Raw genomic sequence first — 24,928 nt, 5'->3', positions numbered from 1 at the left:
GAGTGGAAGTATGCGATTACAAGATAAGATCGTTTTGATCACAGGAGCTGGATCAGGTATCGGGAAAAGCACGGCATTGCTTTTTGCACAAGAAGGCGCGACAGTTATCGTGAACGACTTGGATGAAACCAAGGGCAGAGAAACCGTGAGCGAAATTAAGGACAAAGGTGGCGAAGCGCTATTTCTCCACGCGGATGTAACAAATCCTGAGCATGTCAAAACGATGGTAGAAACGGCTATTGCTGAGTTTGGCCGCATCGATGTTCTGTTTAACAATGCTGGAATCAGCGGCGTCGGAGCCGTGCATGAAATTGAGCCGGAAGCTTGGGACCGAATTATGAGTATTAACGTAAAAGGCGTATTCCTGCCTTCGAAATATGTATTGCCTTACATGATGGAGCGTAAAACAGGTTCGATTATCAACATGTCGTCGTGCGTAGCGGAAATTGGACTCGCGCGCAGGGTTTCTTATGCTGCAACGAAGGGAGCCGTTCTCGCTTTAACCAAATCGATGCAGGTTGATTATGCAGCCTACAACATCCGGGTGAATGCCCTTCTGCCGGGTACGATTTTTACACCGTTCGTAGAGAACTATTTGAAGACTTCCTATGACGATCCTACAGCTGCCATCGAATCCCTAAAACAGCGCCAACTCAGCGGTGAACTGGGCAAGTCAGAGGATGTTGCTAAAGCGGCATTGTTCTTGGCATCGGATGATTCCAAGTTTATGATGGGTTCTCCGCTCTACATTGACGGTGGTGTTGTTTTCGGCAAGAACGCCTAACATTAGCTAGCTGGAGGAGAATATGTACCAATGAAACTACTGACATTTAACGACAACGGGCAATTTAAGCTTGGTATTAAAACGGATAAAGGCATTTTGGATGTCGCCGCAGCAATTGAAGGAATGACTTTGAACCAAACGATTGGCTTACCGACGACGCTGCATGCTGTCATAGAAGGCGGAACGGCGGCGGTTGCGCAGCTGCAGCGTCTTGTGAACATTGTGCTTGAAGCAGGCTCAGAGGGAGAAGCCTATTTGTTGGATGAGACTCATATCCAATATGGACCCTCTGTGACGAACCCAAGCAAAATCATTTGTGTAGGGCTTAACTATCGCAAGCATGCTGAAGAAACCAATGCGCCGATTCCGGAGTATCCGATTCTTTTTAATAAATTTTCGAACACATTAACTGGACACGGCGCTGAAGTTCCACTGCCGGAGAAAGTGTCGTCGCAGGTTGATTACGAAGCGGAACTTGTGATTGTGATCGGCAAAAAAGCGAAATATGTGGAGAAAGAGCATGCGTTAGATCACGTATTCGGCTATTGCAATGTGAACGACTTGTCCGCGCGAGATTTACAAATGAGAACGCAACAATGGTTGCTTGGTAAATCATGCGATGGCTTCAGCCCATTAGGACCATTCCTTGTTACTGCAGATGAAGTAGGAGATCCGAACAATCTGGATATTCGCTGTATCGTCAACGGCGAGGTTAGACAGCATTCCCATACATCCGATATGATTTTTCATTGCGACGAGATTGTCAGCTACATCTCTCAACACATGACCTTGCTTCCAGGTGATATTATCCTAACTGGAACGCCTGCCGGCGTTGTGCTCGGCTATCCGAAGGAGAAGCAGATCTATTTAAAACCGGGAGATGTTGTAACCATTGAGATTGAAAAATTGGGTTCGTTAACAAATACGATGGTTGCTGAGAAATAGTAGAATAAATAGTAAGAACCTCGATCGTTGAGGTTCTTTTACTTTACATATCTGACAATCTGATAAAGATATAGGTCATAAAGATGAGAGGTGCACCATGAAAGTATCATTATTTATTACTTGTCTTAGCGATGCGATTTATCCCCGAGTAGGAGAAGCGATGGTGCGGCTTTTAGCCAAATATGGGGTTCAGTTGGAGTTTCCAAGCGTTCAAACTTGCTGCGGTCAACCCGCTTATAACAGCGGATATTGGGATGAAGCACGGACCACGGCCAAAACAATTCTCCAAGCGTTTGAAGATAGCGATTTTGTTATCTCTCCTTCGGGTTCATGCACCTACATGATTCATCACTATTCGAATCTCTTTCAAGATGATCCCGTTCTTTTGGAGAAAGCGATAGAGCTTCAGAAAAAAACTTACGAGTTTTCTCAATTCCTTGTGCAGGTGTTGGGGGTTACGGATCTGGGGGCCGTGTTCCCTCATAAAGTCACTTATCATCCATCCTGCCACGGAAGCAGACTCCTTGGTGTCAAAGATGAGCCGTTGGAATTACTGAAAAACGTCCAAGGGTTACAATTTGTTCCGCTTCCTTTTGCTGAAGATTGCTGCGGGTTCGGCGGGACATTTGCTGTCAAGATGGCAGACATTTCAGGAGCAATGGTCTCTGAGAAAGTGAATCATGTGAAAGAAACGGAAGCGGAAGTTCTCGTCGGTCTCGACATGGCCTGCTTAATGAATATCGCAGGCAACCTGCGCTATCGAAACGAACCTGTCAAGGTGATGCACTTGGCAGAGCTGCTGCATGAAGGAGTGAATCGAGCTTGAGTACGACTAATTCTGCTGCTTCAAGCGTGAAAGAACGTGCGGATCTGGCGCTTAACGATGAGTTTTTGCGCAATGCTGTGCGCTTCACGACTGAGCGTCTGCGTGGAGGTAAGAAGAAAGCTGCTGAAGAACACGGCAATTGGGATATGTGGAGAGAGAGAGGTCGACAAATCCGGCTCCATACGATTGCTCATCTGGATTATTATTTGAATTTGTTTGCGGATAACGCTCGTGCCAATGGTGTTCATGTCCATTTCGCTGATACATCGGCTGATGCGGTGAAAATTGCTCTGGCGATTGCGGAACGTAAATCTGCAAGGTCGGTTGTAAAATCAAAGTCCATGGTAACCGAAGAGCTTCATCTAAATCAAGCGCTTGAATCTATCGGGATAGAAGCTATTGAGTCGGATCTAGGGGAGTATATCATTCAACTCGCGGGAGAAACGCCTTCCCACATTATCATTCCGGCTATTCATAAGAACAGATATCAAATTGCAGAGTTACTCTCCAAAGAAGCTGGGGAAACGCTGCCACCGGATACTTCGATCCTAGCAGGTTTTGTTCGTAAGAAGCTGAGGGAGAAGTTCCTTGAAACCGACATCGGGATGACAGGCTGCAACTTCGCGATTGCCGAGACCGGATCGATGGTGCTGTTCGAGAATGAAGGTAACGCCCGGATGGTAACGACGGTTCCTAAGACGCAAATAACGCTAATGGGGATGGAGCGTATTATTCCTTCCTGGACTGATTTGGAAGTCATGGCAACGCTTCTGCCGCGTTCGGCGACAGGTCAGAAGCTGACGGTGTACATGTCAGGGATTACAGGTCCGCGAAGAGAACAGGATGCCGATGGTCCTGAGGAAATGCATATCATTATCGTCGATAACGGACGTTCGTTACAGCTGGGAGATCCCGAATTTCAAGAGTTGCTGAACTGTATCCGCTGCGGCGCTTGCTTGAACGCTTGCCCGGTGTACCGGCATATCGGGGGACATGCATACGGGGGCACATACAGCGGCCCGATCGGCGCCGTATTGACTCCTGCATTAAAGAAAAACGTGGCCGAGTGGGACGATATTGCAAATGCCTCCAGCTTATGCGGGGCTTGCTACGAAGCGTGCCCCGTCAAAATCCCTCTGCACGATATGCTTGTTTCTTTACGACGCCGTAAGGTGGAGAGTGGCCATGGCAACAAGCTTGAAGCGGTTGGCATGAAAGGCTTCTCGGCGGTTATGAGCAATTCGGGCCGTTTCAAAGGTGTGCTGAAGCTCGGCAAGATCGGTCAAAAACTTGTCGTCCGTAATGGAGAGATCCGTACAAAGCTGGGTCCGCTCAAAGGCTGGAACTCGTATCGGGTAACACCAAGCTTGCCTAAGCAATCGTTCCGTGAAGGGTGGGGGACATTGGAGGCGGAATTGCGCCAAGGGCTGAAGGAACTGGATCCGCAAGTGCGTCAACGAATGGAAGCCATTGTCAAGGAAAGAAAAGCCGGAGGAGGGCATGAACATGGCTGATACGCATCAGGAATGGTTAGATCAGCTTGAAGCGGAGTCACGTGCTAAACAGAAATCATTTATAAATGGCATCGCTAGCAAGCTTGGTAGAGTACGGGTGACTGAGAAACCTGCTCAGCCTTACCGAGGGGCGCCTGATTTCTGGCAAACATTCGAGTGGCCTCTTGAAGAGAGAATTGAGAAATTTACGGAAAATTTCCAAGCTGCTGGCGGAAATGTGGCTCGTTTATCTTCCATGGAAGATGCTAAACAATTCATAGTGAATAAAGCACAGGAAATGAGCGCCAAATATATCATCCAGCAAAACCAATCGGAGCTTGATGCTCTCGATTTGGAGGGCGTGCTAAAAGGTACTAGCGTATCGGTTTGGAACCGTGAACCAGAGAATCACTGGAAAGCCCGCGCCGCTGAAGCGGATTTTGGTATTGTGATGGCGGATTACGCTACGGCTTATACAGGCTCCATAACTGTCCTGTCATCTCGGGACAAAGGAAGATCGGTTAGTTTGCTCCCGACTGTATTGATGGCTATTATTCCTGTAGATAGACTGAAAACACGTTTAGGCGAAACATTAGTTCATTTCGATCGTGTAGGAAGTGAGAACTTGCCTGCGGGTATTCATTTCATCTCTGGACCAAGTCGCTCGGCTGATATCGAGAATGATTTGACCATTGGGGTTCACGGACCGGGTATTGTGTATGCTTTGATTGTGGGGTAAATAGGGCCGTCTCATTCTTGTGTTAGCATTATTATGATAAAATTATGCTACATTAATGAGGGGTGATGACATGCCACATATTAGACCGGTTTCGGATTTGCGTAATAATTTTGCTGAAATTTCAAGGGGTGTACATGAAACCTCAGAACCCGTAATTTTGAAGAAGAACGGTTATAGCGATATGGTTGTTATGAGCATTGAAGCGTATGAGCGAAAGCAATTTGAAAGTGACATTTACTTCAAGCTTAAAGAAGCAGAACTTGAGGCCAAGTCTACGGATAAGCGATATTCGCATGAAGAAGTTTTTTCGGAATTAAGGGCAAATCTCACCGCTAAGGTCAATGGGGAAAATTTTTAAGCTTGACTATCTGCCTTTGGCATTACAGGAATAAACATAATTTTAAGAGCCCTAGAATCCAACTCTAGCGGCTCTTATTTTTTATAACCATCTCCTTATCAGCCGTTGCTAGCTTGCTAGATTCTCATATATTGATAGCAAAGGCATAAGGAGATGATCGTATGACTCAACGTAAATACACATTAAAACAAGACTTAGAAGATGTGCGGGATTTCATATTCCGCTCCCTTCATATCGATGCTGCCATGCTCCCAGAAAGTGTCGATTTGCGAAAGTTCACCTCACCTGTGGTGGATCAAGGCTCGCTGGGCAGCTGCACAGCCAATGCGATTGCTTCCGGGCTGCGGGAATATTATGAAGTGAAAGCCGGGCAGCCTTTAACACGGTTAAGCCGTTTATACCTCTATTGGCATGAGCGTTCGATGGAGGGCACCATTTCTTCCGATGCAGGCGCGTATATTCGCGATGGCATGAAGGTTCTACAGACGATTGGATGCGCGCCAGAAGCTGATTTTCCTTATGATGTTTCCAAATTTGCGGAAACGCCTTCCGCCAAAGCCGAAGCGGACGCCAAAGCTTTCAAAATCAGTGAGTATCATCGCGTGACCTCATTTGCCGCGCTGCAATCCGCACTAGCCCGCGAATACCCGGTCGTGCTAGGCATTTCCGTGTATGACAGCTTTGAATCCGCCGATGTCGCACGCACAGGGATGGTCCCTCTCCCTAAACATGGCGAAGCGTTGCTTGGTGGACATGCTGTTCTCGCTGTGGGCTATAAAAAAATAAATGGAACGGTCTATATCATTGTCAGAAATTCATGGGGAACAGGCTGGGGCGATCAAGGTTATTTTTATTTACCAAAATCGTTTTTTGATAAAGGCTACGTTTCCGATATGTGGACAGGCAAATAGTGGAGCAAATGATTACTTAAAGAGAGTGAGCGGCGGCAACTTACGGAGATGCTTTGAGACGCAGATATGCCGATCAATCATCTCCGGAATTGTCGATCTAACAGCCTCTTACAGCCGCATCTCCTGTGCATCTTTGCGGTAGTGGCCCGGCGTGGTACCGGTAATTTTTTTGAATATGCGAATGAAGCTATTAACGGATGTATATCTCAGTTTATCGGTTACCGCCTGAATGGAGTTCTTCGGATCGCTAAGCAACTCTTTGGCAATCCCTACCCGGAACTGAATCACGTAATCGACGAAATTAATGCCCATGATTTTCTTGAAAGAGCGGCTGAGCTGGGAACTGCTGAGGCCAACAAGATCTGCACACAGTTGCAGCGATATATCTTGATCATAGTGAGCTCGGATATAAGCGACGACTTCCTCAATTTGTTGACGCTCAATCGACGACTTCTCTGGTTGGGATACGATTAGTTTATCAAAAAAATGAAGAGCGAAAAAACGTTCAATCTCTTGCAAATTCCGCTGGCTCTCCAATTCCATCGTCAACTGTTTCATATTCACCGACTCTTTATCCCCCTGATAATCCTTCCCTACGGTATGCATCATTGCCCCAAGAAGCTGTGAGCAATAGGTTTTGACTAACTCCGAAGTTAATGAACTGTCATCCTTCAGTAATTGAATGATTTGCGTGAAAAGCTCCTGCGCCTCGCCATAATTCGATGCATGGAGCGATTGTAGAATAAGATTTTCCACCTCAACTAAGGCGTCTGCCTGATCAGAAATGGATGGATCCAACTCGTCGCTGATAATAACTTGATTAGCACCCAGCGAGAAGCTGTATCGAAGGGCGTGTTTGGCTTGGGTAAATACATCATGAATCCCAGGTAAGCCTGATTCCGAATAGCCGGCTGAGATGACGAAATTCAGCTTCAAATAAGTGCGAACCGTATGTAATAGTTCATTGGCATATATACGTAGTTGTTGGAAAGCAGCTTGCTCGGGCTGATGGAGAATCGCGAATAAACCGGGCTGAATCATCATGATGCGAGTAGTGCCTTTGGTGCTCAGAATTTCATCGACAATGTTATCAATGGCATAGTACATGAGAAACTGATCGTTGCGCGAATAATGCGATTTCATATAAATCGGATCAGTTTCTAGAAGAAACAAGCAGATGGGCTTATTTTCGAACATCTCCTGCTGCAAGGTCGTATCGCTCGAATTCCCAATTAACAAACTCATGAGGCTGTACTGCTCGGCGTGTGTCTGGTATTGCTTCAGGTTTTTTTGCAAAAAGTCATTGTGTTCTTCCACATGCTGGATATGCTCTGTGATGTAATGGATTTCATCCTTTGATGTTGATGCATCTTTGTTAGTAAATACACGTTGAGTTAGCTTATGTACGGGCTGATAAATCCTTTGAGATGTGCGAACCGCTATAAGAATGGCGAGTAAAATAAAGGCAAAGCTGACGCCGAATAAGAGATTACGCAGTTGATTCGTTTCCTTCGCGACCAAGGCCGTCGGCAGGATCGACACGTAATACCAATCGCGATTTGCTGAATAAACGGTATTAATGAGAGACGGTTTGCCGTCCAAATTGATCGTGAAGCGATAGTTGGGCATATTTTTACCCTTCGTAAGCTCATTCCTAAAGTCAGGGGAGTCAATAAAGCTGCCTACCTTGGTGGGATCCGAGTGCATGACCGCATTTCCATCCGAATTAAGTACGAGATAGGTTGCAGGATCACTCACGTTCGCCTTCAATTTACTGCTTAAAGTGGCGGCATCCAAATAAACGATAAAGAAACTATTCACCAAATTGGAGCCTGCGCTGTTCATGGGTCTGATGTAAGTGATGACAGGGCGATCCAAGCGCGTGTTCAAATGATTCCGTGTATCCAACCATCCGCCGTATTTGGTCAATGTACGTGATTTATCGATAGCTAGGGGATCTAGAAAGTCATCTGGCTGCAGCAGCAGTCCACTCGATGTCACAATCTTATTATAGGAAGTGCTGAAAAAATCGATCTCAACGACATTTTCCATACCGCTTCGCAAATTCGTTAACACGGTGAATAAATCATTAACCAGTTGAAAGTTCTGATACGTTAAGTCCTCTTTCGTAAAACGGCTGAGAGCCGAATTATCATAAGTATATTGCAGCATGAGTTCATCAAACTTTTTAAATTGGCTGTTCATTTCTTTCTCAACCTGATTCAGAAAAACCTGATGCATCTGATCGGTCTGGTCACTTAGAATGCGGTTACTAATGAAGGAAGAAGATAGCGCCATAATGGCAATGGGGATACTGGAAAGGAGGATAAGTGAAATGAGAAGGCGATTTTTTAGTTTCCAACCGGGTTTCTTGATCTCGAGGATTTGTTTAATCTGGCGCCAAGAGTGAGTATCCATAACCAAGCTCCTTGTCATTTGCATGTCACTTTTTTGAAATTAGTATATCACAGATCGGTGGTTCTCTTGGATGGTCAGCGGTACACTCTTTTTACCGAAGCCTCATTTCCCTGCAAAAATAGTGTATGCAAGGCATTATCTGACCCATTTCACCTCTCTTTCATAAGCTTTTTTTGCGTAAAAATGGTGGATTGCCCGCTAACGCCTCATTGCCTATGATTGGGTGCAAGGGGGTGACGAACAGATGATTCAGTGGAGAGGAGCAAAGCAAACAACATGGAGATTCAGAAAGAAAAGCGAGAGCATTTATGGGGGCAACGATTTTTAAAAGAAAGATATTTATGGCTAATGGCTTTACCAGGCATCATTTATTTCTTAATCTATAAGTATATCCCCATGTTAGGGATCGTCATTGCTTTTCAGAAATATATTCCGTCCAAAGGATTTCTCAAAAGTGATTGGGTAGGGCTAGACAACTTCCAACGCATATTTGATTCACCGGAAATTGGACGCTATTTTATGAACACGGTGATTATTAGCTTTTACCAAATTGTATTCGCTTTCACAGTTCCGATCCTCATTGCCATCTTATTGAATGAACTCAAATTGGAGTTTTTTAAAAAGATCGTTCAAACGTTGCTCTATTTACCGCATTTCTTATCTTGGGTCGTAGTCGCAGGTATCTTCTATTTATTATTCCAGAGTGATGGGCAAGTAAATCATCTATTCGTGAGTTGGGGATTAGATCCCATCAATATTTTATCCAATGAACATAATTTCCGAGGCATGCTTGTCCTGCAGGTGATTTGGAAAGAGTCCGGTTGGGGCACGATCATCTATTTAGCTGCTTTGACGGGGATTGATCCGGAGTTATATGAGGCTTCAAAAATTGATGGTGCCGGCCGACTTCGCCAAATTTATCATGTGACTTTGCCAGGTATCCGCTCAACGATCATTTTGTTGTTTATCCTCCGTTTAGGAACGGTACTTGATGTAGGATTCGAGCAAGTGTATTTAATGCTTAATTCGACCGTTTCGGAGGTTGGGGAAGTACTGGACACCTATGTCTATAGGATGGGCGTTGTGAACGGAAATTTCAGCTTTACAACCGCAGTGGGGCTGCTCAAAGGTATTGTTGGTATGATACTAATCGTTACAGCGAACAAATTTGCGCGGGCATTCGGTGAAAAAGGCGTGTATTGACATGCTACTATTTTAAAAGCGAGAGGCTGGTTTCAATATGAAAAGCATTGGAAACATACTAACTGTAGCAACCGCAGTAGTGATGGTAAGCTCATTGGTTGCAGCATGCAGTAAAGGGGCGGATACGGAACAATCAGCAAATGCAGCTGGAACAGGACAGCCATCCCAGCAAGCGCAGGCGACACAAAAAGTGGATAAAAAATATAAAATTCGTGCGATGAATATTTTGTATGGAGCGGCACCACCGGATACAAGCACGGGCAAGAAAGCGATTGAAGACCGCTATAATATTGAATTTGACTATTTACCGGTTGCGTCCGGGGAGTACAACAACAAGATGGGGGTTACTTTGGCCTCAGGTGATGTGCCGGATACGGTGTTATTTCCCTACTTAGACGCTGTCTATTTCAATGCAATCTCCAGTGATCAATTCATCCCGCTTGAAAGCTATCTATCTGACAGTGCGAAATACCCGAATTTAGCCAAATTGCCCAAAGACGTCATGGATACGCTCAAATACAAAGGCCATATCTACGGGATCCCTCGTCTTCGTGGTATTCCTGGCGCTACAATCGTCATGCGCAAGGATTGGCTGGATAAGTTAGGTCTGCAAGTTCCTACGACGTATGATGAGCTTTACACTGTGATGAAGGCTTTTAAAGAGAAAGATCCAGATGGCAACGGCAAAGAGGATACATACGGATTAGCTGCTGGTGTTAACAGCGGTGCGGGCGTGAATGGCGCTTATCCATTCGTATCTCTGATGGCCAGTATGAAAGCGGGGCCGAGCATTGGCTGGGTGGAAGATGGCAAAGGCGGCATTATACCAGGTGAATTTGCGCCTAATAATAAGCAGGCAATCGGTTATCTAGCCAAGTTGTATAAGGATGGTTTGATCGCGAAGGATTTTGCTATTAAAAAGGATCAACAGGTGGAAGATGACTTCTTGCTGGGTAAAGCAGGTGTTGTTGCGAACTGGGGGTATACAGGCTTCACGCCAGAGCGTTTAGCGAAAGCGAGAGCAGCGGATCCTAAATTCCAACTGATCGCCATTCCACCACTGAAGGCACCGGATGGTTCTGAGGGCGGTTATGTGAAAAGCGCAGGTTTCTTCGGTGTATTCGCACTGAATAAAGATCTGCTGAAGGATACAGGCAAGCTGGAGAAAATGCTGAAGATTCTGGATGATCAGATTGGTGATGATGGGGCTAATTTCTTCAAATGGGGCGTCGATGGCGTTCATTTCAAAACGGAAAATGGCCAGAAGGTCGTTACTGATCTTGGTAAAACGGAAGGCCCTAATAAGTATCAACTAACGAATCATGCGAATGAAGGCGAATGGATTCTCAGCTCAGCAGATACACCGGAAACGACGAAACTAAAGCAAGATTCGTTCTCAAAAGCGATGCAAGGTAAAGCATATTCTTCGCAGGATGTGGGACTTTTCTCCAAAACATATGCGGAAAAAGGCGCGGAGCTCTACAAGAATACCGTGGATGGCGTAGTGAAAATCATTGTTGGTGAGAAACCAGTGGATTACCTAGACCAGATGTTTGAAGATTGGAAAGCCAGAGGCGGTAAGGATGCTTTAACCGAAATGAATGATGCTTGGAAAGCAAGGCAATGAGAACGTCCAACTTCTCAAATAGGCTGATGGATACGACTGTTATTGTGATCTTGACGTTATTGACACTCTTATGTCTGATGCCGATTGTAAATGTTGTCGCCATGTCATTTGCTTCATTGAACGAAATTGTATCAGGCAATTTCATTCTGTGGCCGAAGCAGCTGGATTGGAAGGCCTACCATTACATTTTCAACACGGGCGTGTTCTTCTCGTCCCTCCGAAATACAGGCTGGATAACAGTGGTAGGTACGATTGTGAATTTAGCAGTCACATCTTTGTTAGCCTATGTCTGTTCGAGAAAGCGTTTCAGCGGAAGGAGAATGCTTCTGTTCATGGTGTTATTCTCGATGCTGTTCAGCGGTGGGATGATCCCGACCTATCTGGTCGTGAAAGCAACAGGATTAATGAATACATTATGGGCGCTTGTCATTCCAACAGCTGTTTCCGCTTTTAACTTACTGGTGATGCGGGAATTTTTCGAATCAATCCATGAAAGTATCATCGAGTCAGCTACCATTGACGGTTGTAATGATCTCGGTATCTTTTTTAAAATTGTACTACCGCTTTCGATTCCATCCCTCGCGACATTTACGTTATTCTACGCGGTCAGCAACTGGAATCAATATTTCTCAGCGATTCTTTATTTGAACAAATCGTCGTTGTGGCCGTTGCAAATTCTATTGCGACAGGTCGTTCTTATAGGGCAGAGCGATATCTACTCCCAATTAAGTGCAGGGGAAGCATTACCGATGCCCGTTTCAACGCAAATGGCAACCGTCGTATTAGCCTCTGCGCCGATCGTTGTGTTGTACCCCTTTTTGCAGCGTTATTTCGTGAAAGGATTGTCGTTAGGTGCTGTAAAAGGATAAGTAAATAGATGACGCCGCTCAAATTTTATTGTCATGAAAAATCAGGAGGTATGTAATGTGAGGAATCAGGCAGTCCGTTTATGGTCCAGTGTACTCTTATTTGTTTTCCTTGTTTGTACGTTTACGTTCGAGGCAGGTACGGCACACGCAACGACAGCTAATACGCCATACAAGACGACCATGGGCGCCATCACGAATATGACATGGGGCGGCGGTGACGCAAGACCGGGATTTGCCAAGGCGAATGGCTATTTATACTCCGTATGGGGCCGAGGAAATGCTTTTAAAATGAGAAAAGCTACGACCTATGCAGGTTTGGAGACAGCGACAGAAAACACAGTAACGGGGATGGATGCGGCGGATTGGGTAGTTGGCCTCTACTATGATAACGCGACCAGTACCTTCTATGTGACGGCGCATGTAGAATATGATTATTTCTTGGGCAGTGTTGCTGCGCATCATTATCGGAAGATCAAGATGTACAAATCAACCGATGGTCTAGCAACGGTAACCAAAGTTGGCGACATCATTACCAGCGATAACTCTGATATTCATGGGTATGTGGATTACACAGGAAATTACTATGATTTCGGTGCAGGCGACCATAATTTCTTCGTTGATGAAGCCGGGGGCTACGCCTACATTTTCTATGCACATGCGTGGGCGGATCTGAGATCGCAAGCTTTTGCGGATGGGATGTTTAAGAGTGAACGCGTAGCACGTGCTCCCATCAGTCAGCTCGGTGACCCGACGGCGTGGAAGAACTTTTACCTAGGGACTTGGAATGAGCCGGGCAGAGGAGGAAATGCTTCAGATTTGGCCGATGGTACGAATGGCTATGTGTTCTACAGCTCTGTCATTGGGAAATATCTGATGGTGTATAACAATACGATTGCTTCGGCGACAAGTTTGACGTTGCAAGACTGGACACCTTTGTATACGAATCCGGATATGACTTGGTTTTACTATGCCACGGCGCTTGATATGGACACCTTCAGTCCTTATATTATCGGTAGTAATGCGATTTATCTCGAATTGACCAGGAGGCGTTCAGCGCCGTTAACCGTCACCAATACAGTCACGAATCGGACTGTAATTGAGCCTACCTATCCTGCGGAATCCGTACCGGATAACAATTATGGGTGGGATTGGAATTTTACGGGAACACCTGCACCGAAGCCTCTGACATACATCATCTCGTATCAATGGCCTTATCAGACGCACACGGCAGGTATTGGCTTCTATTCGGATTATACGGTTCCATATTCGATAAACTATGGGTTTGGTATGCGGATGACCTCAACAGCAGTTGGTGATTATGTGCAATTAACGGTGAACGTGCCGACGGCCGGGACCTATAAATTGTATAGCTATAATGCAACGGGACCAGGTGCTGGTGATTTCCAACTCGCCATTGATGGAGTGAATCAGGGAGGCAGCGTATCTTTATTCGAAGCCTCACCCGCTCATCCTCAAAATGGCTTAGGCTATAAGAAAACAGACATGGGAACGGTTACCTTCACAACGGCAGGCAATCATACGTTCAAGTATACAGTCACGGGTAAAAATGCAGCAAGCACCGGTTATCAATTGTATTTTGATGTGATTAAACTGGTCAATACAACGACAACACCGCCTCCTACACCGGCTTTCAGTGATAATTTTGAATCCGGAACAGCAAGTGGCTGGACGACGACAGGTGGAACATGGGCTGTGGGTACGGATGGGTCCAAAGTGTATCAACAAAGCAACTCGGCGGCGTCAGATACCCATGCGCTGAATGGCAATGCAGCTTGGACGAATTACACGTTGAATACCAAGGTGAAAGTAGATGCCTTTGATCCCGCCGGCTATGCAGGTGTAGGGATTGATGCACGCTATCAAGACGCGAATAACAGTTATAACTTCCAGTATTACAAGCTCACTGGTGAACTGAAAATCCAGAAAAAGGTTGCCGGCGTGTTCACAACGTTAGCCACCAAAAACTATGCGTTCTCGACAGGAACGTGGTACAACATGAAGGCAGTCCTTAATGGCGCGAACCTCGAATTCTGGGTGAACGGCAATTTGGAATTGTCGGCAACAGATACTAGCTTCAGTTCAGGTAAAATAGGGCTGAACGCACATCGTGCAAATGCGAAATTCGATGATGTGACTGTGCAGTAGGGGATTGCAGGATAGGGACTACGAGGCGAGGAACTATTGGTAGGTGTGCGCTGCTTGCTCTTTGTTATTGGAGCTGGCGGCGTTTTTATTTTCCTTTGGGGAGGGGGAAAGCGTTAGGGAGGAGATCGACGTGGCAATTGTTTCCTATTTTTCATTAAAGTAGCTGGCAGGATTGTGCCAACATATGGATAATTTTTAAATAATAATGATTTGCAAAGGAGAGATGGTCAATTGAATCATGAGATCGTCATTAATTTACCGTTAGAGCCTCATGAAGTACCAACTTTAAGAGAACTGGTGGGTTGGGAAGGTAGGCATTCTGATTATCCCATTTTATTTGAACGCTGTAATTTCTGGGCCGGACTTAGGGATGAGAAAAATGAATTAATAGCATTTGGTTATATTGCTGGAATGGGATTGCAACACGGATATATGGAAGATATCATTGTGCATCCGCAACATCAGAGAAAAGGGATAGGCCAAGCCTTAGTAAAGAAATTACTTGAAGAGGCTGACCGTTTTGGGTTAGATATTGTAACTTTGACTTACGCTTCTAAACATACTGCGTTTTACTCAGCTAGTGGGTTTGTTCCTTGTCCTGGGGGAGTTTGGAGGAGAAAGGATTAAACTAACGGGGCATTTTGGTTATAACAATTTTTGCACATTACTAAGATAAGAGAAGTATGTATTCTATAAGTTAAAGGGCAGATAGAAACAGATAGGCTAAATTATGGAGGATAAATAAATGTCAAATGAAATCGTAGCTTACCAAGATAAGGATCATGATAAATTAGTGGATATCTGGCATAAAGCTGTAGTTCATACCCATACATTTCTGACAGAAAAGGATATTCAATTTTATCATGACATCGTTAAAAATGGAGCACTAAAAGAAGTGGAAACTTGGGTGGAAATGAATGAAAATACAGAACCTACAGGGTTCATCGGGCTTGACGGAACAAAGATAGAAATGTTGTTTGTAGACCCCAAATACCACGGAAAGGGTATAGGGAGCAGATTAATTAACCATGCTGTAAAACTAAAAGGAAGGAATCTCCAGGTTGATGTTAACGAGCAAAATGAAGGTGCGTACGCATTTTACAAAAGGGTCGGATTTGATCAGGTGGGACGATCAGAACTGGACAGCTCAGGTCAACCATTTCCCCTACTTCACTTGGAGTTAGGAGCGATTTCATGCAAGACCTACTAGATAAGTGGATTATTGAGGCCGATTTCAATAGTATGCAGACAGCCATGGATTCAGGCAATATAACTTCTGAAAATCTGATCAACGTTTATTTAGAACGTATCCAAAGGTATTCTGGGCTAAATGCGATTATCGAAATCAACCCTGATGCCATCGACATCGCGCGTGCATTAGATAAAGAAAGGGCTTGCACGGGGAGTCGAGGGCCGTTGCACGGTATTCCGCTTCTATTGAAGGATAACATTGATACTCATGATAACATGCACACAAGCGCAGGAGCTGTAGCTCTAGCGGATTCCTATGCGGTGGAAGACTCATGGGTGGCAGCGCAGCTTCGCTCAGCAGGCGTTGTTCTCCTTGGAAAGGCGAATATGACCGAGTGGGCTAATTTTATGTCTTCCACCATGTGGGCAGGCTATAGTTCAAGAGGCGGGTTAACTTTGAACCCCTATGGGCCGGGGGAATTCTTTGTCGGCGGATCCAGCTCAGGTTCGGCTGCGGCTATAGCGGCAAACTTGGCAGCTGCAGCTATTGGAACAGAGACAACTGGATCCATCATTTGTCCAGCGAGTCAAAATTTAATCGTCGGATTGAAGCCGACTGTCGGTTTAATTAGTCGGGCGGGGATCATCCCGATCTCGAATAGCCAAGATACCCCGGGTCCTATGACTAGAACGGTAAAAGACGCAGCTATTTTGTTGGGAGTAATGACAGGCGTTGATGAACGGGATCCTAGTACCTTCGAAAGTGTAAACCGCTCGTATAAGGATTATACGCAGTTCCTCGATAATAGCTTTATGAAAAAAGCTAGAATTGGTATACCGAGATTTTATTATCAGAACTTGGATCCAGAGAGATTAGCCATCATGGAGGCAGCCATAGCCCTATTAAAAAAGGAAGGCGCCACTGTTGTTGACCCTGTTTCTCTTCCTTGTGAGCTGGTGAACTGGAATTTTGATGTTAAGCGTCATGAGTTTAAAAAGTATGTCAATGATTACTTAGCCAGACTGCCCGCATCCATACCTGTACATACTTTGTCGGAAGTAATAGCGTTTAATCAAAACCATGCGGATGTCGCATTAAAATATGGCCAATCCCGTCTAATCTGGTGTGATGAAACATCCGGATCGTTGGAGGATACGGAATATCTGGAGAGTAAACGAAAAAATGAGGAGTATTCCCGTGCTCAAGGAATCGACGCTGTGTTAGAACAACACGATCTGGATGCCTTATTATTGCCTGGTAACTACGACGGCACGGATATCGCGGGAAGGGCGGGATACCCTTTAATTACTGTCCCAGCCGGGTATGCACCTGTAGGAAGCACGACATCGGAGGGGTGGATTACGAAAGGACCGTTCGGTATTGTTTTTTCCGGCTCTGCTTATAGCGAACCTCTTCTAATCAAACTTGCTTATTCTTACGAACAAGCGACGAAACATCGGTTTCCTCCTTTAGTACTGTCCCAATAGGCCTCTATCGTAAATGTATAAAATTCATATATTTCTTAATTTTGATTTTTGAGGTGACGCTATGGGTGATCGTAATACAATGTTTGCATGGACCTTTTCTCTTGTAGTAGGTTCAATAATTATGCTTGTATTGAACGTTCTCTTTTATGGCAGTAATTTTGCCACAGTCTTTTTAGCAGTATCAACTGCGATTAATGCAGCATTTTTATCTACAACCTATAGAGCGGAAACGTTAAAAGCGCTGAAGAAATTATTTTGGTGGTAAATGTGAGTCGTACTTAGTGTTTTAACAGCTTATTTTTAAGCAAAGGGAGGAATAAATGAATATAGAACTTGAAAAACTGATATACGTTTTAAGACAACAGTTCAATACGGATATCATCTTTGCCGACTGCCAAACTATGCCGTTAAAGGGCGGAACTGTGGGAAATGTGTATCTGGTAACGGGGATCGCCGAAAGCATAGATGGCAAAAAATTGCCGTACCGTATAGTACTGAAAATCCAGCATAAATGGGAGCGTTACGGCGATCCGGGCTCTTGGCGTCGGGAATATGATCTCTACTCGTCTGACTTGGGAGCAACGTTCTCGCAAACCCTCCGTTGGCCGATATGTTATCACGCCGAGCTCAATGCCGAAGAAAATGAATATCAGCTGTGGCTGGAATATATTGATGGCGTATCCGGTGTAGACTTGACCGACGATATGTATGAAAAGGCTGCGCTGGAGTTAGGGCGCTTTCAAGGCAAGTTGTATGCGGAGCAGCCTGCTGTACTGCAGAGCTTGACCAACCTGAGCCATGCGGATCTCATGAAGAATACGTACCTGCATTATCGGTCATGGCCGATCGTTTACGAATATATCCGTTCGGAGGACTGCGAATTCCCGCTGCACGTGCGGCAAATGCTCATCGACATTGATGAGCAAGCAGACGAGATATTCGCCCGTATCGAAAAACTGCCCGTCGTGCTATGCCACCGAGACTTCTGGGTATCTAACCTGATCTATGCTGAAGGGAATATCGCGCTCATCGACTGGGATACCAGCGGATGGGGCCACCTAGGCGAGGATCTCGCAAGCCTGATCGCGGATGAACCGGATATCGATCACATGGTCGAATACTACCAGCGATGTGTCCCCGCGTATTACAAAGGCTTTTCAGAATATGCACATGTATCCCGAATTGCTGATCATTGTGTCTACGAGATGATTCTTCTCGTATTCGGGTACAGGCTCGTAGAGGGGTATCTCCAATCGGAAGTTAATGACGAGAAGATGAAGCATGTCAATACTCTCCAAAAAATCTATGAAATGAAGACCATGACCTTAATGGTCACACACGGTTACATGCCCCGCTAAGGACAATGTAACACTATCAGCGAATGATACTTAATAGAACAGCGTCAGTCTAGGACGTCATTTTCTCGTCCAAGGCTACCGCTGTCTTTTTCTCTATTTGTTAAAATATTCCTTTACATTTGTGCTTTTTCATATATACTATGGAATGGTAATTATATACAAAGATGGTTAAGGGGGATTTTTAAAATGTCGATGGAAACAACAAACTATGGGCTAGATCAAAGAGAAAAGGTTATGACGGTGAAAAATTGGCTAATTACTAGCTTAATTTTGATGATCCCAATCGCCAATATCGTCATGTTATTTGTTTGGGCATTTGGTGACAGTGCCAACAAAAATAAGTCTAATTACGCCAAAGCGAGCTTAATAATGATGGCTATTTTTATTGTATTATATGCTATTTTTGCAATTGCCTTCTTTTCTTTATTTGCAGACGTACTGAGCAAAAATACTACTTTTTAGAGAATACTAATATAAAATATTACACAACAAAATGTCCGTTTTATCGATTCCTCTAGTATAGAGGTTTAGATATCTCGGACAATTTATTGTATGTAAAATCAATATTATTCTTATATTTGATAACTTTACTCTTGGAATGTCAAATGGTGATAGATACAATAATGGGCTAGTTCGAGGGTAACCAGCTGGAGGAGTGCTAAAATAGATATGAGGCCCATTACCAAAAAAATAATGCTGTTTGTTGTTTTAACGGTGGATGATTAATGTAAATGGATTTTTGAAAACATGTGTAGTCATATTGAGGTTGTCGTATAACAATAGTGGAGAAGACTGCACAGTCTATCTCCATTTTTTTCTTCCTTTTCCGAGACTTTCTATTTACTGAGTAGTATAATAGTACTAATTCTACACAGGAGATGATGGCACTTACTATGTACCAAATTCCTAAAAGCACACCCATAGCCCTTTTACTTTGTTTTTTTCTTGGTTCTTTCGGAGCTCATCATTTTTATCTTAGAAGATACAAACTTGGTATCTTTTATCTTATTTTCTGCTGGACGTATGTGCCGCTTATTATTTCACTCATTGAACTGCTATTTATAACCTCACGTGTTCGTCGGTTTAATCTTACTAATGTCTATTCCTTGGAAGAAAATAGAAATAAAACGACTACACAGAGTTTGAGAGTAAAAGGACAAACACGTATTAAAGAGGATGTGGCACAAAGAAACCTGCCTGATGGTGGATTTAATTTAAAGGTTCTACCAACAGATATTCTTAGTGGTAGACACAAAACTCAAGTCCGTTCCAGAAGCGGTTATGAAGTCGAATTTACCTCCTCCTATCAGTTTGATGAATTTTATGACGAATCGTATAAGTACCGCAATCATATTGTAAAAAGTGCTGCGTTTGAACCATTTCATACGTACTGGCCCACCTTTGGAAGTATGTCCAGGTATCAACAGCAGTGGTATTTTTATTGGCGTGAAGAAGTTGTAAACGGCAACTACCCGGATACTGATCTAAGCTATATTTTCTTATTAGCCTATGAATTAATGGCATACTCATTTGAGCCCAACCCTAACAAGTCGGTTGCAGTACTTATCCGTATGTATGAGGCTTATCAGGAAAGGTACACGAAGTTAAATACATACTTACCTGAATGGATAGGAGATTTGTTTTATGAGGGTGGAAGGGAGGATCTGTCTGCAGAGTGGTATGCCCGTTCATCCGTTCGATCTGCTTCACATGTCGGACAATATGAGGCGTTTGATCGGTTTAATTCAGCTGAATTATTCGTAAAGATTCCATTTCGACTTTGGAAAAAACAGTTTATTTATTACAGGGCAAATCAATTTAACGAGGAGCATGCTGCGCTCCTTACTAGAGCCTATAAAAAGGGGTTAGAAGAGACAAATCTATACTACCTTGAAGCTAATAGAAAGACGCTAATCGATCATTGGTTTCCTAAGCAAAGGTCAGAATCTACTCATTTGTTCCGCTCTGCTGTAATGACAAGTAAAAGATCTTCCGTGTCTAAACAAGTGATACGCCGAGGGCCGACGCCGCAAACTCATCATGAATTGAATGCATTGCTTAGATTTGTCGAGAATTTGGTTCGGGTAAACCAGGGTATTAACAGGAAGATAAAGGTGGCTGAAGATATGATCCCTGATGCTTTGAAGAAAAGACTGGAACAACGCTTCTCTTTAGTCCAAAAATCAGCAACGGGTGTTAAAACGTCGACTATACCACCAGAACCTACTGTGAATCTTACGGAATCATTTGAATTAGATACAGAGTTAATATCGCAATTAAAGCTCGATAGTGACGCTATTCAATCTGCTTTACAAGTTGAAGATTTGGAAATTTTAGTCCAACAAGAAGCAGCAGTTTCAACCGAAAGGGTTGAAGCGGAAAAGCTTCTACAAGAAGCAGATAGTGAAAATCCGTTAGCTTCATTAGGAAGTGGTGCCTCGCAAGAGGTTACATTATTTGCTTCGCAGTTGACAGACCTTGAACGGGAATTCCTGACGATGTTTACAGATGAAGTTGAACCTATCGATAGTTGTACGGCCTTCGCTAAAAAGCGAGGAATGATGCTTAATACGTTAATTCATGCAATTAATGAAAAAGCTGTCGAGCATCTCGGTGATGTTCTGTTAGAGGAAGATGGGGACAACTATATCGTCGTTGTTGATTTTATCGATATTATTGATGAAGTAATTAGCTAGGAGTGGATGAGTGTGATAAGGAAAAAAGATAGCAATGCTATTCTACAATCACTTGCAGGAGGAGTGGTGCCGCGAACAGGTTTGGAGCACATTATTGTGGGGCGCCGACAAGAGACGGAGCAAGTAATTAATGAGCTATCTCAAGTTAAAGATGGAGCCTCGGTTATCAAATTTTTTATTGGCGATTTTGGCAGTGGCAAGAGCTTTATGTTATCGATTGTAAGACATATTGCGTTCAAGGAGAAGTTCGTTGTTGCCGACGTTGATTTTACGCCTGAAAGACGTTTATATGGTGGGGAAGGCAAGGCCATAGCGACTTACTCTGAATTTATGAAAAACTTGTCCACTGCAACTCGGCAGGATGGGGGAGCACTACAAACCATTATCGAACAATGGATAACAAATGTACAATTTACGGTGCAACAAGAGAAAAACATAACAGATATCAACTATGAAGATCCTGATTTTGTAGCAGCAGTAAAGATGAGGATTAGTAGTGTTTTGTCTCAACTTGAGAACTTAGTGGGTGGGTTTGACTTTGCCAAAATACTGACCTGTTATTTTGATGCTTATATCCAGGATAATCGTCACCTTCAAACATGTGTACTTCGTTGGCTTCGGGGAGAATATTCAACTAAGACCGAAGCAAGAAACGACCTTGGTGTAAGGGATATTATAGATGATCAGAACTGGTATGATTACTTAAAGCTTTTTTCTATGTTTGTGACGCATGTAGGATACTCAGGATTAGTGATTAATTTCGATGAGGCCATTAATTTATATAAAATTACCCATCCTCAAACCAGAGAAAAGAACTATGAAGTTATATTAAGTCTCTTCAACGATATTACGCAAGGGAAAGCCGATCATATGTATGTGACATTTGCAGGTACCTCTGAATTTCTCGAAGACGAACGTAGAGGACTCTTCAGCTACGAAGCATTAAAGAGGCGTTTAGTAACCAACAAGTTTGAAACGGCAGAATTTCGTGATTTGACACAGCCTGTTATCCGTTTATCAACACTGCGGAAAGAAGAATTGTTTGTTTTGCTTCAGAAAATCACGAATATACACTCGTTTCACCATGGCTACCAAGAAAGTATAATGGAACAAGATTTGAAGGGCTTTTTATTAGCCATCTATTCACGGCCGGGTGCAGAGAACTTGATTACTCCTGGGGAAGTTGTGAGAGATTTTATTGGAGCCCTAAATGTACTACATCAGAATCCATCTATGGACCGGACTACGATCTTTACAAAGGTTTCTGATTCACTGCATCAATCTTCGGAACATACTACGAATGTACTTCAAAGATTTCAAAAGACGAATCAGTAAGGAGAGCACTTAAGATGTCCGCATTTGAATTGCTATCCCCTAAAATTAAAAAAGCAGTATGGGATCTAAAGTGGCCAGCCTTGCGTCCCATCCAAGAAGTAGCGATTCCAGCCATATTGGAAACTACAAAGCATTTGGTATTGTCATCTGCAACCGCTTCGGGAAAAACTGAAGCGGCTTTTTTGCCGATCCTAAGTGAGATTGAGCAGTCTGGCCAGGAGCACCTAAAGGTTCTGTATATAGCTCCGCTAAAAGCTTTGATTAACGATCAATTTGATCGCATTGAAAGACTTTGTGAGTATGTTAATGTTCCGGTTCATAAATGGCATGGTGATGTAACTGGAAATGACAAAAAAAAAATCATTCAAAAACCGACTGGTATTTTACAAATAACACCCGAGTCCCTGGAGAGTTTATTCATTAATAGAACCAGTTATCTGAAGAACTTATGGAAACAAGTCACGTATATCGTCATTGATGAGATTCACGTCTTCTTGGCTACAGAGAGGGGGGCGCAATTACGGTCGTTACTATTTAGAGTTCAGGAATATACGACAAACCAGGTCCGTATTATTGGCTTATCAGCAACAGTAAATGATCCAAACGGTTTTGTTACTGATTGGTTATCTCCTGAGAACCCTGAGCAAGTAAAGATTCTACAATCTGACGAAGGCGATAAAGAGATTTTCTATGCCTTGCACCATTATGCGAATGAAGAGCAAGGTAAATTTCCGTTGGAGTTATATCAGGACATTAGGAATCTTACGAAAGAGTATTCAAGTATGATTTTTGCTAATGACAGAGGATTGGTAGAGGAAACAGCTGTTTTCTTGAATCGTTTAGCAGAGAATGAAGGAGCTTCGAGGGACTATCATGTTCATCATTCATCTATTGATAAGTCTGAACGAGAATATGTGGAAAAGAAATTAAAGATGACAAAGAAACCGAAGTCTGTAGTCTGCACGGCTACACTTGAACTAGGCATTGATATCGGCAATATGGATATGGTCATTCAGATTGATTCAACTTTTTCGGTTGCCTCCCTAAAACAGCGAATAGGCAGAACTGGTAGAAGAGAAGGTATGCCGCAAATTTTGCAGATGTATACAACAAAAGCCAGCCATCTTCTTCATGCCATTGCAGTAACGGAGTTGTTTCTTGAGAAATGGGTAGAGCCACCTCTTGCTTATGCTAAGCCTTATGATGTACTCTTCCATCAGTTATTGTCTTTGTGCTGTGAGCGCAATGGGTTGATGCTAGATGATTTGATGGACTCGATTTTACGTAACCCCGTTTATCAAGCCATTCCAAGTGGCCATTTTGTAGAATTATTAGAACATATGGTCAAAAGAGAATATCTTGAACTGGTTCCAGGATCACAGCAGTTTATTGTTGGTCTAGAAGGAGAAAGAATCTTACGAAGCAGGGAATTCTATAGTGTTTTTTCCGTTCAAGAAGAGTTTAATGTATTTCATATGAATCAAAGAATCGGGGCTGTAGATAAAACACCCGCTGTTGAAGTAGGGAATAACCTCATTCTTGCCGGAAAGCTTTGGTCTATTGAAACGGTAGATCATAATAAGGACAAAGTTTATGTGGCCCCTGCGTTTGATGCGAAGAGACCTGTGTTCCTTGGATCTAGAGGAACCATTCATCGTAAAATCAGCGAGAAAATGCAAGAGGTACTTTGTTCAAGCCAAACTTATTCTTATTTGAACGACGTTGGGGTAAAGGATTTAAAAGGAATGCGTGAAACCTACACCGGACTTAGTGTAACTCCTGGGCAGAGAGTTATCTTTCTTGGTAAAAATGAAAGCCTCATTGAATTGTTTGCAGGGACCATGATCTCTAACACATTGATGTGGATGTTGAGAGCAATGGGAATGCAAGTGACAACCAATGATATGGGACATCTCAAGCTGGTAGGAAGAGTAGATGGGATCGTTCATTTGCTGGAGTCAATTACCAAGAAGCATTGGAATTCCTACGAGCTATTAGATGTTACATTTGTCTATGAGCTATACAGGACGAAGTTTTCATTTTATTTAAGTGAAATGTTAGAGAAAGAAATGCATTTATCTGCAACGGTGGATGTTGAAGGGACAATTGCGTTTTTGAAAGACAAGCAATTTGTGGTATTCAAATGCTAATTTAAGGTATCTAGATGATGGTAGGTCGTTACATAAAACGACCAGTTATTGAATTAAAGAGTATACAGTTTTACGACTTGGAGTAAAGGAGATCCTACTGTTCCTCCACAGTGTACATGTGAAAGCTGTGAAGGAGCGATGTAACCAGAGTACTATAATGGTATTCGAGGATATGAGTACAACATGCCGATGTGCGTGCAACCTATAAAGGACCGTCAGGATAAACTTCCTGACGTTTTTTCTTATTTAAATTGTGCCAGGAAATATTCATCAAATTCTTGCATTTATAGGGAAGCTATGCTATGCCAATGAACAATTTTATCACTAACTGACCATATTTCAGGTATCGCATCTGCGGCACATAAACAAAG

General features: G+C 43.5%; 21 protein-coding genes. 20 read left to right on the top strand and 1 reads right to left on the bottom strand.

The genetic code is table 11. The features are described 5' to 3' along the window. Positions 1-10: 10 nt before the first annotated feature. The 7 genes from ACKTT9_RS29875 (at position 11) to ACKTT9_RS29845 (ending at position 6,056) form a co-directional block, all read left to right on the top strand. On the top strand, positions 11-784 hold the full coding sequence (locus ACKTT9_RS29875) for an SDR family NAD(P)-dependent oxidoreductase (RefSeq protein ID WP_407868829.1): 774 nt from the start codon (positions 11-13) through the stop codon (positions 782-784). Positions 785-814: 30 nt separating this feature from the next. Beyond that, positions 815-1,729: a fumarylacetoacetate hydrolase family protein gene (locus ACKTT9_RS29870; protein WP_407868828.1), complete on the top strand. Its 915-nt coding sequence runs from the start codon at positions 815-817 to the stop codon at positions 1,727-1,729. Between the two features lie 97 nt (positions 1,730-1,826). Continuing rightward, on the top strand, positions 1,827-2,555 hold the full coding sequence (locus ACKTT9_RS29865; RefSeq protein WP_407868827.1) for a (Fe-S)-binding protein: 729 nt from the start codon (positions 1,827-1,829) through the stop codon (positions 2,553-2,555). Then, positions 2,552-4,069: a LutB/LldF family L-lactate oxidation iron-sulfur protein gene (locus ACKTT9_RS29860; RefSeq protein ID WP_407868826.1), complete on the top strand. Its 1,518-nt coding sequence runs from the start codon at positions 2,552-2,554 to the stop codon at positions 4,067-4,069. Before ACKTT9_RS29865 ends, ACKTT9_RS29860 begins: the two co-directional genes overlap by 4 nt. Next, positions 4,062-4,787 (top strand): lactate utilization protein C, encoded by a 726-nt coding sequence (locus ACKTT9_RS29855; protein WP_407868825.1) that lies wholly within the window; start codon positions 4,062-4,064, stop codon positions 4,785-4,787. The genes ACKTT9_RS29860 and ACKTT9_RS29855 overlap by 8 nt, the downstream gene beginning before the upstream one ends. Before the next feature lie 70 nt (positions 4,788-4,857). Further along, on the top strand, positions 4,858-5,145 hold the full coding sequence (locus tag ACKTT9_RS29850) for a type II toxin-antitoxin system Phd/YefM family antitoxin (RefSeq protein WP_407868824.1): 288 nt from the start codon (positions 4,858-4,860) through the stop codon (positions 5,143-5,145). Between the two features lie 161 nt (positions 5,146-5,306). Then, complete coding sequence (locus tag ACKTT9_RS29845) at positions 5,307-6,056, top strand: C1 family peptidase (RefSeq protein WP_407868823.1); 750 nt, start codon at positions 5,307-5,309, stop codon at positions 6,054-6,056. A gap of 108 nt (positions 6,057-6,164) precedes the next feature. Here ACKTT9_RS29845 and ACKTT9_RS29840 read toward each other — a convergent pair whose 3' ends face one another. Continuing rightward, on the bottom strand, positions 6,165-8,474 hold the full coding sequence (locus ACKTT9_RS29840) for an AraC family transcriptional regulator (RefSeq protein ID WP_407868822.1): 2,310 nt from the start codon (positions 8,472-8,474) through the stop codon (positions 6,165-6,167). Positions 8,475-8,750: 276 nt separating this feature from the next. On the opposite strand from ACKTT9_RS29840, the gene ACKTT9_RS29835 reads away from it, so the two are divergent. The 13 genes from ACKTT9_RS29835 (at position 8,751) to ACKTT9_RS29775 (ending at position 24,557) form a co-directional block, all read left to right on the top strand. Then, the gene (locus ACKTT9_RS29835) at positions 8,751-9,677 is read left to right on the top strand and encodes an ABC transporter permease (protein WP_407868821.1); all 927 of its coding nucleotides are present in this window, start codon (positions 8,751-8,753) and stop codon (positions 9,675-9,677) included. A gap of 37 nt (positions 9,678-9,714) precedes the next feature. Continuing rightward, complete coding sequence (locus ACKTT9_RS29830) at positions 9,715-11,304, top strand: extracellular solute-binding protein (protein ID WP_407868820.1); 1,590 nt, start codon at positions 9,715-9,717, stop codon at positions 11,302-11,304. Next, positions 11,301-12,173, top strand: coding sequence for a carbohydrate ABC transporter permease (locus ACKTT9_RS29825; protein ID WP_407868819.1), 873 nt, complete (start codon positions 11,301-11,303; stop codon positions 12,171-12,173). The genes ACKTT9_RS29830 and ACKTT9_RS29825 overlap by 4 nt, the downstream gene beginning before the upstream one ends. 57 nt (positions 12,174-12,230) lie before the next feature. Further along, positions 12,231-14,339 (top strand): family 16 glycoside hydrolase, encoded by a 2,109-nt coding sequence (locus ACKTT9_RS29820; RefSeq protein ID WP_407868818.1) that lies wholly within the window; start codon positions 12,231-12,233, stop codon positions 14,337-14,339. Between the two features lie 231 nt (positions 14,340-14,570). After that, positions 14,571-14,966: a GNAT family N-acetyltransferase gene (locus ACKTT9_RS29815; protein WP_407868817.1), complete on the top strand. Its 396-nt coding sequence runs from the start codon at positions 14,571-14,573 to the stop codon at positions 14,964-14,966. Between the two features lie 118 nt (positions 14,967-15,084). Continuing rightward, positions 15,085-15,549: an acetyltransferase gene (locus tag ACKTT9_RS29810; protein ID WP_407868816.1), complete on the top strand. Its 465-nt coding sequence runs from the start codon at positions 15,085-15,087 to the stop codon at positions 15,547-15,549. Further along, positions 15,534-17,018: an amidase family protein gene (locus tag ACKTT9_RS29805; protein ID WP_407868815.1), complete on the top strand. Its 1,485-nt coding sequence runs from the start codon at positions 15,534-15,536 to the stop codon at positions 17,016-17,018. Before ACKTT9_RS29810 ends, ACKTT9_RS29805 begins: the two co-directional genes overlap by 16 nt. Positions 17,019-17,079: 61 nt before the next feature. Next, positions 17,080-17,283 (top strand): hypothetical protein, encoded by a 204-nt coding sequence (locus ACKTT9_RS29800; protein ID WP_407868814.1) that lies wholly within the window; start codon positions 17,080-17,082, stop codon positions 17,281-17,283. Positions 17,284-17,338: 55 nt separating this feature from the next. Beyond that, positions 17,339-18,376: an aminoglycoside phosphotransferase family protein gene (locus ACKTT9_RS29795; protein WP_407868813.1), complete on the top strand. Its 1,038-nt coding sequence runs from the start codon at positions 17,339-17,341 to the stop codon at positions 18,374-18,376. Positions 18,377-18,562: 186 nt separating this feature from the next. Next, positions 18,563-18,838 (top strand): hypothetical protein, encoded by a 276-nt coding sequence (locus ACKTT9_RS29790; protein ID WP_218033159.1) that lies wholly within the window; start codon positions 18,563-18,565, stop codon positions 18,836-18,838. Between the two features lie 431 nt (positions 18,839-19,269). Beyond that, the gene (locus ACKTT9_RS29785; RefSeq protein ID WP_407868812.1) at positions 19,270-21,072 is read left to right on the top strand and encodes a TerB N-terminal domain-containing protein; all 1,803 of its coding nucleotides are present in this window, start codon (positions 19,270-19,272) and stop codon (positions 21,070-21,072) included. A gap of 6 nt (positions 21,073-21,078) precedes the next feature. Beyond that, positions 21,079-22,407, top strand: coding sequence for an ATP-binding protein (locus ACKTT9_RS29780; RefSeq protein WP_407868811.1), 1,329 nt, complete (start codon positions 21,079-21,081; stop codon positions 22,405-22,407). A gap of 14 nt (positions 22,408-22,421) precedes the next feature. Next, positions 22,422-24,557, top strand: a complete 2,136-nt coding sequence (locus ACKTT9_RS29775) for a DEAD/DEAH box helicase (RefSeq protein WP_407868810.1) — start codon at positions 22,422-22,424, stop codon at positions 24,555-24,557. The last annotated feature ends 371 nt before the right edge of the window (positions 24,558-24,928 follow it).

Source organism: Paenibacillus sp. P36 (genome assembly GCF_045866505.1).
Taxonomy (GTDB): Bacteria; Bacillota; Bacilli; order Paenibacillales; family NBRC-103111; genus Paenibacillus_E; species Paenibacillus_E chondroitinus.
Note: the sequence above shows the minus strand (reverse complement) of the source record. Positions and strands in the feature narration are given on the sequence as shown.

What these genes read in the sequence shown, in the direction of transcription:
- ACKTT9_RS29825 (WP_407868819.1), top strand. Translation starts at nt 11,301, where the DNA reads ATGAGAACGTCCAACTTCTCAAATAGGCTGATGGATACGACTGTTATT.
- ACKTT9_RS29775 (WP_407868810.1), top strand. Translation starts at nt 22,422, where the DNA reads ATGTCCGCATTTGAATTGCTATCCCCTAAAATTAAAAAAGCAGTATGG.
- ACKTT9_RS29835 (WP_407868821.1), top strand. Translation starts at nt 8,751, where the DNA reads ATGGAGATTCAGAAAGAAAAGCGAGAGCATTTATGGGGGCAACGATTT.
- ACKTT9_RS29870 (WP_407868828.1), top strand. Translation starts at nt 815, where the DNA reads ATGAAACTACTGACATTTAACGACAACGGGCAATTTAAGCTTGGTATT.
- ACKTT9_RS29855 (WP_407868825.1), top strand. Translation starts at nt 4,062, where the DNA reads ATGGCTGATACGCATCAGGAATGGTTAGATCAGCTTGAAGCGGAGTCA.
- ACKTT9_RS29875 (WP_407868829.1), top strand. Translation starts at nt 11, where the DNA reads ATGCGATTACAAGATAAGATCGTTTTGATCACAGGAGCTGGATCAGGT.
- ACKTT9_RS29780 (WP_407868811.1), top strand. Translation starts at nt 21,079, where the DNA reads ATGAGTGTGATAAGGAAAAAAGATAGCAATGCTATTCTACAATCACTT.
- ACKTT9_RS29805 (WP_407868815.1), top strand. Translation starts at nt 15,534, where the DNA reads ATGCAAGACCTACTAGATAAGTGGATTATTGAGGCCGATTTCAATAGT.
- ACKTT9_RS29865 (WP_407868827.1), top strand. Translation starts at nt 1,827, where the DNA reads ATGAAAGTATCATTATTTATTACTTGTCTTAGCGATGCGATTTATCCC.
- ACKTT9_RS29795 (WP_407868813.1), top strand. Translation starts at nt 17,339, where the DNA reads ATGAATATAGAACTTGAAAAACTGATATACGTTTTAAGACAACAGTTC.
- ACKTT9_RS29850 (WP_407868824.1), top strand. Translation starts at nt 4,858, where the DNA reads ATGCCACATATTAGACCGGTTTCGGATTTGCGTAATAATTTTGCTGAA.
- ACKTT9_RS29800 (WP_407868814.1), top strand. Translation starts at nt 17,080, where the DNA reads ATGGGTGATCGTAATACAATGTTTGCATGGACCTTTTCTCTTGTAGTA.
- ACKTT9_RS29840 (WP_407868822.1), bottom strand. Translation starts at nt 8,474, where the DNA reads ATGGATACTCACTCTTGGCGCCAGATTAAACAAATCCTCGAGATCAAG.
- ACKTT9_RS29785 (WP_407868812.1), top strand. Translation starts at nt 19,270, where the DNA reads ATGTACCAAATTCCTAAAAGCACACCCATAGCCCTTTTACTTTGTTTT.
- ACKTT9_RS29845 (WP_407868823.1), top strand. Translation starts at nt 5,307, where the DNA reads ATGACTCAACGTAAATACACATTAAAACAAGACTTAGAAGATGTGCGG.
- ACKTT9_RS29790 (WP_218033159.1), top strand. Translation starts at nt 18,563, where the DNA reads ATGTCGATGGAAACAACAAACTATGGGCTAGATCAAAGAGAAAAGGTT.
- ACKTT9_RS29810 (WP_407868816.1), top strand. Translation starts at nt 15,085, where the DNA reads ATGTCAAATGAAATCGTAGCTTACCAAGATAAGGATCATGATAAATTA.
- ACKTT9_RS29830 (WP_407868820.1), top strand. Translation starts at nt 9,715, where the DNA reads ATGAAAAGCATTGGAAACATACTAACTGTAGCAACCGCAGTAGTGATG.